Source organism: Alienimonas chondri, from assembly GCF_013036045.1.
Lineage (GTDB): Bacteria > Planctomycetota > Planctomycetia > Planctomycetales > Planctomycetaceae > Alienimonas > Alienimonas chondri.
In genome coordinates this window covers 1-7,855 of record NZ_WTPX01000184.1, presented here as the reverse complement: position 1 = coordinate 7,855, position 7,855 = coordinate 1, and the positions used below count along the sequence as shown (strand labels likewise).

Genomic DNA, 7,855 nt, shown 5'->3' with positions numbered 1-7,855 from the left:
GGCTTGGACGCGGGAGCGGCCGGCTTGGCGACCGGCGTCGCCACGGTCGGCGCAGCCGGGGTCGCCTGAGCGGGCTTTGCGGCCGGCTTCGACGGAGCGCCGGCGCCTAACGTGCGGACCGGTCTCCCCCCACCGCTTACCGGCCGAACCGGCTTCATCTTCATGGCGGCGATCTGCTCCGCCCGAGTCTGCGGCGTCTTCGGCGCCGGCGACGCTTCAGCCTTCGGCGGCGCTGACGGTTCCGGCTCGGCGGGCGATTCCGCAACCACTTCCGGCTCCGGCTCCGGCTCCTGCTCCGGGGCGGGCGGTTCGGGTTCCGGCTTTGGCGTCGTCTGCTCGGGTTCCGGGGCAACCTCTTCCGCAGCGACCTCGACCGGGCGCTGCCTCTGGGGGGCGCCGCCGACGGTACGCACCTTCGTCTCGGTCGTCCGCTGCGGGCGGACCGGAGCCGCCGGGGCGGGTTTGGACTTCTCGGCGTCCTTCTTCGCCGCCTTTTTCGCCGCTTTGCCGCCGCCGCTTTCACCGCCAATGTGAGCGAGAATCACGTCCCGCTCTGCTTCGGACACGCTGGCCAGCGCGTTATTCTTCACTTTCACGCCGGCCTCCGCCGCGTGTTCGAAGAGTTCCTTGCTGTCCATCCCCAGCTCTTTGGCCAGGGCGAAAATCCGAACCTTCAAGACGGCCTCTCGAAAACACGCGGGGGGAAGTGAATGGGTTAGGCGGTCTCTTGGAGAGAGCGGCTAACGGGCGGGGATGAGGCGACGCGGGGCCGTCGCAACGATGCGAGGGCGGGATCCAATGCGGGAGCCTCACCCCCCGCTGATCCTACGCGACCGGACGGCCCCGGTCAGACGGCAATTTGCCGTCGGAATAAGGAACTCACACGGGATCTCCCGCCGGAGTTTCTTCTTCGACCGAAAGCACGCCGTCCTTTGCGGCTTCGTCGAGGGCGGCTTCCTCTTCTCCCGCCGGAGCGACCTCGTCCGCGGAATCAGTTGCGTCGCCGACGGCGACAGGATCGTTCGTCAGCCCCGCGGTGACCGAGTCTTCGCCCGCCTCGTCCGCGTCCAGCGGATCGGCCGACTCATGGGGCGCTTCGTCCGGATCGTGCTGCTCCCCGTCGTGTTCGTCTGCGGTCGGCGCGGCGGCGGCATCTTCAGCCATCGCCTCGGCGACCTCGGGGTCGGGCAGTTCCGCGGGGCCGTCCGCTTCGCTATCCAACTCGCCGGCGACGGGCGTCGCTTCGGCTTCGGCGTTTGCGGCGACTTCGCCGGTCTGGGCCTCCGCGGCGCGGGCGGCGTCGGTGCGACGCTTCAGATCGTCTTCGGTCATGCCCATCGCCCGCAATTGCCGGCGACGTTCACGGGCCATTTTCTCTTCGGCTTCGATGCGGGCGCTCTCCTCGTCGGCGAACTCCACGATCGCGTCGCAGCTGGCGGCGTCCAGGCCGCTGATCTCCTGCAGGGCGTCCGGCTCGATGATGCTGAGTTCGTCGAACGTGAAGAAGCCCTGGGCGACGAGGTTCTCGGCGAGATCCTCGTCCATCTGCGGGATACGGGTGAACTGGCCGACGCTCTCGGCGATCTGGGCGTCCAGCTTCTCCGGGGTCATTACCTGAATGTCCCAGCCCACCAGCTTGGAGGCCAGCCGAACGTTCTGCCCCTTCCGGCCGATGGCGAGGGACAGGTTGTCCTCTTCCACTAACACGATGACTTTGCCGAGCTGCGGGCAGAGGATCACGTCCTCCACCTCCGCCGGCTGCAGCGCGTTCGGGACGAGCACCCGCAGGCTGTCGTTCCAACGAATGATGTCGATGCGTTCGCCGGCCAGTTCGTCGACGACGTTCCGGATGCGGGCGCCGCGGACGCCGACGCAGGCGCCAACCGGGTCCACCTTCGGGTCGTGACAGGTGACCGCGACTTTCGACCGGTAGCCGGCTTCCCGCGACAAGCTGCGGACTTCGATCGTTCCTTCGGAAACCTCGGGGATCTCCAACTCGAACAGGCGGCGAACCAACTCGGGGTGGGTGCGGGAGAGAATGATTTTGACCCGGCTGCCCTGTTTGCGGACGTCCATCACGACGGCCCGCACCCGCTCGTTGACGTTGTGCGTTTCGCCGGGGATCTGCTCGCTGCGGGGCAGGATCGCCTCGGTTTTGCCGAGGTTGGTGAGCACGGTGCCGCCCGGCTCCACCTTGGTGATGGTGCCGCTGATGATTTCGCCGCGCTGGGCGGTGAACTCGTCGAAGAGGGCGTCGCGCTCCGCTTCGCGGATCTTCTGGATCATGACCTGCTTCGCGGTCTGGGCCGCGATGCGGCCGAGCAGGTCGCCGATGTCGTCGCTGGAAAGCGGGTTGCCGTTGACCGAGGCGTCCGGTTCGCCGGTCTTCCGGTCGATGGCGACGTGCACCTCGGCGTCTTCGCCGAACACCTTCAGCGCAGCCTGGGCGATCGCGGCTTCGATGCCCTCGAAGACGATTTCGACGTCGATGTTGCGGTCCCTGTGAATCGCGTCGGCGATCCGCAGGATTTCACTGGTCTTCATCGGGCGACAGGCGAGCGTGGGGCGTCAGCCCCATGAATGGGGGCGGAGGTCGGCGGCGAGTGAATAAAAAAAGCGGGCCGAAGCCCGCCCACGGCCCCGCACGTGACGGGGCGCCGAGGTTCCCGGCGGGCGACGCTCGCCGATCTCACGAGGAGAAGGGCGGGGCGGGGCGACCGAGGTTCGGGGCGCAAGTCACTTACATGGGCGGCGGACCGGGGAGGTGCGCGAAATCGGGGCGTGAAGGGCGGTGAGGCCGTGCGGCGATTGTCGGCGCCGGGGCCGGCGCGTCAACGGACTCGGGCGAAGATCGCCGAGTGCGCCAGCGAAAAACCGGCGGCCCGCCCGAATCGATCACGGCTCCGGTCGGGTGGCGCCGACCGTATGGGCCGCCTCTCGCAGCGTCAACCGGCCCGCGGGAGGCGTCCGACCTTGACGGCAGGCGGTTTTCGGAGCGTTCGGATCGCGAAAAGTCCGTATCCCGCGGGCAGCGACCGATCGCTATTCTCGTCACAATCGGCGGAACCCGATCCGGGGCCCGCCCCGCCGCCATCTCGATTTCTCACCCCGGTCTCGCTGCCATGCTTCGGCGTCGTCCCGCCCGCTCCGCCCGCCCGCTATTCGCCTACGCCGATTCGACCGGTCGGTCGCTTCGCAAGTTGGCGCCGCTTGCGGCGGCGGCCGCGTTCGCAGCCGGATCGTTCGCTGCGGATGCCGCCTCCGCTCAGGGCCAGCGTCGTCCCCAACGCCAGCCGGCGCGCGTGTCGCAGGCTCCGGCGCCCGCTCAGGGCGGCGCCCGAATCGATCAGCAGTCCGTCGAGGCCGTCGCGCGGGCCGAACAGAAGTACCGTGCCGGCGACTTCGACGGCGTGGTCCAGGAAGCGGACGCCGCGCTTCGTCTCAACGACCAGACGCATCAGGCATATTACTTCCGCGGCAGCGCCAAGGTGGAGTTGGGGCTGAAGCGAGGCGACACCGAGATGATCCGCGCGGGAATCGCCGACGCTCGGGAGGCGATCAGCCTCGGCGGTCGTACGAACAGCAAGTACTACCTGCCGTACCTGTACGGCATGACGAACCTCGGGATGATCGAATCCCGCGAGGAGCACGCCCAGGTCGCGGTTCAGACCGCGGACACGGTTCTTCAACGTGAAAATCTCGACGCCGACACCAAGGGCAACCTGCTGTATCAGCGGGCATTGGCGAAGCGGTATCAGAAGGACACCGACGGCGCGGTCGCGGACTTCACCGCGGCGCTGGAGGTCTTGCCGAACCACCTCGCCAGCGCTTCGGAACGTGCCAACACCCTGCAGGCCGACGGAACGCCGGAGCAGGCTCGCGAAGCCTTCGATCAGATGGTCGCGGCGTTCCCGGAGAACCCGCTGGTGTACAACAACCGCGGCATGTTCCTCCTGAATCAGGGCGATGCGGACGCCGCCTCCGCGGACTTCACCCGCGCCCTGGAACAGAACCCGAACTACTTCTACGCCCTGACGAATCGCGGCAAAACGGCGCTGGATCGCGGCGACGTCACCGCCGCGATCGCGGACTTCGACGCCAGTTTGAAGGCGAACCCCGGCCAACCGGGCGTGTACGGATTCCGCGGGAACGCCAAGCTCTTCGCCGGCGATCTGGCGGGCGCCGTCGCCGATCAGCAGATGGCGGTGAAGGAATCGCCGACCAACCCGATCGCCCACAGCGATCTCGGGTTCGTGCTGTTCTTCGCCGGGCAGTACGACCAGGCGTTGGCGCAGTTCGACGCGGCCCTGCGGCTCGCCCCCGGCTTTCGTCACCTGCACCCCTGGCGGCTGGAAGCGCTCACGACGCTGGGCCGCAACGCCTCCGAAGATCCGGGCGTTACGCTGGCTCTCGACAACGGCGGCAACGGCGTGGACTGGGTCGTCCGGTTGCTTCAGTTCCAACTCGGCCGCCTGACCGGGGAAGAACTCCTGAGCAAGATCAGCGACACCGATCCGAAGGCGGCCGCCGCGCAGACTTGCGAAGCGAATTACTTCATCGGTCGGGCGCGCCAGCGCGCCGGCGACGCGGCGGGCGCCGCGGAGGCGTATCGCGTCTCGCTGGAGTCCGACCAAAAGCAGCTCTCCGCCTACCGCGGGGCGAAGATCGCCTTGGGGGAGTGAGCCTGACCCGCTGATCGGGTCGATCCGGGGGCGGCGTGCGAGCGGGGCCGCTACATTGCGGCTCGCCCGTTCGTCGCCCCTATTTTTCGTGCGCCATGCTCCGCTCCCGACTGCTGACCGCCTCCGCCCTGCTTCTCGCCTCCTGCTTGTTCGTGGGCTGCGATAGCGAACCGGACTCTGAACCGTCCGTCGGCGGCGTGCCCCCCGCGAACCTGCCGGAGTCCACCTCGACGACGACCGGCGAACTCGATCCCATCGACGATCGTCCGAGCGAAGAACTCGACGAAGAGTGAGCGCTGGACGCACCCGCGGCCGGTCGATCGACGACTCCGGGCCGACGACCGGCTGCGGGGTTCTCGTATACAATTAAGTGATGTTGGACATCGACCCGCCCGCCGCTGAGGACGCTTTCCGTTTGGACCGAACTGCGTTCCGCGTCTCCCGCTCGTTCGAGGAGGCGAACCGGTTCGCTAAAGAAGAGCGGTGGGCGGCGACGCCTCGCGAACGACTGGCCACGTTGGAATACCTCCGCAGCCTCAAGTATCCCGATGGCGGAACTCCACCCCGACTTCAGAGAATTTTTAGAGTGTCTGACCGCTCGCCAAGTTGAGTATCTGGTGGTCGGGGGGGTGCCGTTGTCGCTCACGGTTACGACCGCTTCACGGGCGACTTGGATGTTTGGGTTGCGACCTCGCTGGAGAACGCCGCTCGCGTCGTTGCGGCACTCAAGGATTTCGGGTTCTGGTCGGAGGACGTGAGCGAGGAGTTATTTCTCGATCCGAAGAAAATAGTTCACATCGGTCGTCGACCGGTGCTGATCGACATCCTCAACGACGCGGCTGGTTTAGATTTTTCCGAGTGCTACGCGAGAGCGGAGCGGGTGACTCTGGAGGGCGTCGAGATGCCAGTTCTCGCTTTGAAGGATCTGCGAACGAACAAGATGGCCAGCGGCCGACCGCAAGACTTCGGTGATTTGGACAACCTTCCTTTGCCGAGCGAAGACGGAGCGGATGGCGGCGAACCCGACGGATCGGCGGAGACTCCGTAGAGTAGTGCTCCGTCCGCTTCGACTCCCGTTCGCCCCGTCATGTCGTCCGCCGCTCAACACTTCGACGTCATCGTGATCGGCGGCGGACACGCCGGGACGGAGGCGGCGCTGGCGGCGGGGCGGTTGGGGGCGGACACGCTGTTGCTGACGATGTCCTGCGACACCGTCGGGGTGATGAGCTGCAACCCCGCGATCGGCGGAGTCGGCAAGGGGCAGATCGTACGGGAGATCGACGCCCTCGGCGGGTTGATGGGTCGGGCGATCGACGCGGCGGGAATTCAGTTCCGCATGCTCAACCGGTCCAAGGGGCCGGCGATGTACAGCCCCCGCGCCCAGGCCGACAAGCAGGACTACCGCCGCTTCGTCAAACTAGCCGTCGAGGAGGCGGAGAACGTTTCCGTCCGACAGGAAACCGTCGTGAGTCTCGTCGTCGACGGCGACGCCACCGCGGATCGACAGGTCTCCGGGGTGAAGGTCGCCGACGGCACGGTCTTTCACGCCCCCGCGGTCGTGCTGACGACCGGCACGTTCATGGCGGCGGTGATGCACACCGGCGAGGCGAAGTCCAAGGGCGGACGGGCGGGGGAGGGGAGCAGTTCCGGGCTGTCCGGGGCGTTGCGTGATCTCGGCTTCGATCTCGCCCGGTTCAAGACCGGCACGCCCTGCCGATTGCACGGCAAGTCGATCGACTGGGCTGCCTGCGAGCCGCAACCCGGCGACGAGGATCCTCAGCCGTTTTCGTTCCTTACCGATCGCATCGCTCAGCCGCAGATTGATTGCTATCTAACCGGCACCACGCCCGCGGTGCACGACCTGATTCGGGCGAATCTACACCGGGCGCCGATGTACTCCGGGGCGATTCACGGCACGGGACCGCGTTATTGCCCGAGCATCGAGGACAAGGTCGTCCGGTTCGCCGACAAGTCGTCGCATCAGGTCTTCCTCGAACCGGAAGGCCGCGACACCCACGAGGTGTACTGCAACGGCATTTCCACCAGCCTGCCGCGCGACGTGCAGGAGGAACTCGTCCGCGGCATCCGCGGATTGGAGAAGGCTCAGATCACCCGGCTGGGTTATGCAGTCGAGTACGACTTCGCTCCGCCGACTCAACTGAAGAACACCCTCGAAACGCATCGCGTGGCCGGGCTGTACTTCGCCGGGCAGATCAACGGCACCACCGGTTATGAAGAGGCCGGCGGGCAGGGGCTGCTGGCCGGGGCGAACGCCGCGCTCGCCGTGGCCGGCAAGGAACCGCTGGTCATCGAACGGGACGAAGGCTACCTCGGCGTGTTGATCGACGACCTCGTCACGAAAGGGGCGGACGAGCCGTACCGCATGTTTACCAGTCGGGCGGAGCATCGGCTGACGCTTCGGCAGGACAACGCGGACCGCCGCCTCACCCCGCTTGCCGCGCGCGTCGGGCTAGTGGGCGCGAAACGCATCGCTCAACTCGAACGCCACTCCGCGGAGATCGCCCGCTGCGAAGCGTTCCTCAGTGCACATTGGGTCGACGGCAAAACGCTCGCGGAGCGTCTCCGCCGACCGGACGTGACGACCGAGTCCTTCGAAACGATGCCCGAATGGCGGGCGGAGCGGTTCGAGCCGCGGGCCGCGGAGCAGGCGGCGATCTCCGCGAAGTACGCCGGTTATATCGCCCGACAGGCGACCGAGGTGAAAAAGGCGAAGCGGTGGGGGGCGGTTCGGATTCCCGACGGGTTCGATTTCGCCGCCGTCGAGCATCTCCGTCATGAAGCTCGCGAGAAGCTGGGACAGGTGCGTCCCGCGGACGTCGGGCAGGCCGGGCGAATCAGCGGGATCACGCCGGCGGATCTCTCCGTGCTGGTCGTGGCGTTGGAGCGGGCGGGACGCGAGCGATCCGAAGTGGACCGGTCCGTCCCGCTGTGAGATCTGTGCCGAGCGGCCCGGGAACGTAGATTGCCCAAGTTGGGGAATCTGTCGATTGCAGGGGTTCTGCGGGTCGTTGACGATCGGGGGGGGCGGCGTATGATCGGGTCGTCAGTCAAATCGGGAGGAATCGCCTTGACCGGTCTGATCTCCCCTTCCTAAACCCCCCAAAGCGGCTTCGGGGCCTGTTGCCCCCTGGGTCCCGGCGCCCCCCGGGTCC

General features: G+C 67.1%; 6 protein-coding genes. 4 read left to right on the top strand and 2 right to left on the bottom strand.

Annotated elements, in window-relative coordinates; genetic code table 11:
- Both LzC2_RS18925 and nusA read right to left on the bottom strand, forming a co-directional pair.
- Positions 1 to 677, bottom strand: a 677-nt coding sequence (locus LzC2_RS18925; protein WP_171189595.1) for a translation initiation factor IF-2 N-terminal domain-containing protein, incomplete at its 3' end; no start/stop codon positions are given.
- 202 nt (positions 678 to 879) lie between these two features.
- Positions 880 to 2,544: a transcription termination factor NusA gene (gene nusA / locus LzC2_RS18920; protein ID WP_171189594.1), complete on the bottom strand. Its 1,665-nt coding sequence runs from the start codon at positions 2,542 to 2,544 to the stop codon at positions 880 to 882.
- Positions 2,545 to 3,122: 578 nt separating this feature from the next.
- Between nusA and LzC2_RS18915 the strand changes: the two genes are divergently transcribed.
- The 4 genes from LzC2_RS18915 (at position 3,123) to mnmG (ending at position 7,635) form a co-directional block, all read left to right on the top strand.
- Positions 3,123 to 4,682, top strand: a complete 1,560-nt coding sequence (locus tag LzC2_RS18915; protein ID WP_171189593.1) for a tetratricopeptide repeat protein — start codon at positions 3,123 to 3,125, stop codon at positions 4,680 to 4,682.
- Positions 4,683 to 4,777: 95 nt separating this feature from the next.
- A complete protein-coding gene (locus tag LzC2_RS18910; RefSeq protein ID WP_171189592.1) occupies positions 4,778 to 4,975 on the top strand; it encodes a hypothetical protein in 198 nt (65 codons plus the stop codon).
- 377 nt (positions 4,976 to 5,352) lie between these two features.
- Entirely contained in the window at positions 5,353 to 5,730 is a 378-nt protein-coding gene (locus tag LzC2_RS18905; RefSeq protein WP_171189591.1) for a hypothetical protein, read from the top strand.
- Between the two features lie 39 nt (positions 5,731 to 5,769).
- Positions 5,770 to 7,635 (top strand): tRNA uridine-5-carboxymethylaminomethyl(34) synthesis enzyme MnmG, encoded by a 1,866-nt coding sequence (mnmG, locus tag LzC2_RS18900; RefSeq protein WP_171189590.1) that lies wholly within the window; start codon positions 5,770 to 5,772, stop codon positions 7,633 to 7,635.
- Positions 7,636 to 7,855 lie beyond the last annotated feature (220 nt).